The organism is Martelella alba (assembly GCF_005217455.1).
GTDB lineage: Bacteria > Pseudomonadota > Gammaproteobacteria > Enterobacterales > Enterobacteriaceae > Acerihabitans.
Window position 1 is genome coordinate 1 of the sequence record NZ_SZPQ01000151.1, and the last position, 834, is coordinate 834.

An 834-nucleotide genomic window follows, 5' to 3' on the forward strand; every position below is an offset into this window, starting at 1 on the left:
CTTTATTATCGAATTCGGTGACCGCCTGGACGGTCACTTCTGAGAAAAGGCACTTACACAAAATGGTGAACAGGCTCCACCCTGCAAGGTGGCCTTTTCGATGGATCAGTTGAGCTGTAACTCTTCTGAACTAAGGTAACTGGGTATAGGGTTCCGTTTGGGAAACGGAGTCCTCTAACAGGGGATTATCGGGATTTTAGATTTGTTTCTTCTTTATACAATTTGACGACTTCATGGGCAAAGTCGTCACTGACAATATAAAAATAGCATTCTGGCACATCCAACACGGCCGCCAGGCGGATAGCTAGCGGAAATGGCGGACTGGCGCGTCCGTTCTCATACTGTGAGATACGCTGTTTAGCGGTTTCCGGCTCAATGCCGGCCGCCATACCCAATTCCTTTTGGGAGAGTCCAGCGTCCAGTCGGGAGCGTTTCAAACGGTAGGCAATCATTCAGTTGTGCGCCAATGTCCTTTTTTAAATAACTGAAAGCGAACCTGCTCCATCGGCTATAGTGAAATCATATTCTGCCAAGTCTTTTCTGATGCTGTAGACATCCTTTTCGGAAGCGGCAGTAAAAACGTCAAAGACAGCTTTGTCCAACTTGCTCCAGTTCGTGAGGCTCCTCTGCGGGTCCGTATCGACAACTGCAATGTTGTAACCTGCGCGTGCCAAAGCTGTGCAGATGTTAATAACTGCGGTTATACGGTGAATAAGCAGTTGGCCGACCGGGAACTTGCCGAGCTGAACGCCCTGATCGGACGGCTAAAAGTCAGTGGCGCACGGTACACCGCGTCTTTTGCCCGCTTTCTTGACCGCTAAGCGTTAACGCAAC

At 49.5% G+C, this 834-nt stretch carries 2 protein-coding genes; both read right to left on the reverse strand.

Going from position 1 to position 834, the window contains the following annotated elements; genetic code table 11:
* Nucleotides 1-185 precede the first annotated feature (185 nt).
* A complete protein-coding gene (locus tag FCN80_RS26145; RefSeq protein ID WP_136993279.1) occupies nucleotides 186-452 on the reverse strand; it encodes a helix-turn-helix domain-containing protein in 267 nt (88 codons plus the stop codon).
* 24 nt (nucleotides 453-476) lie between these two features.
* A complete protein-coding gene (locus tag FCN80_RS26150) occupies nucleotides 477-719 on the reverse strand; it encodes a nucleotide-binding protein (RefSeq protein WP_306767945.1) in 243 nt (80 codons plus the stop codon).
* Nucleotides 720-834 lie beyond the last annotated feature (115 nt).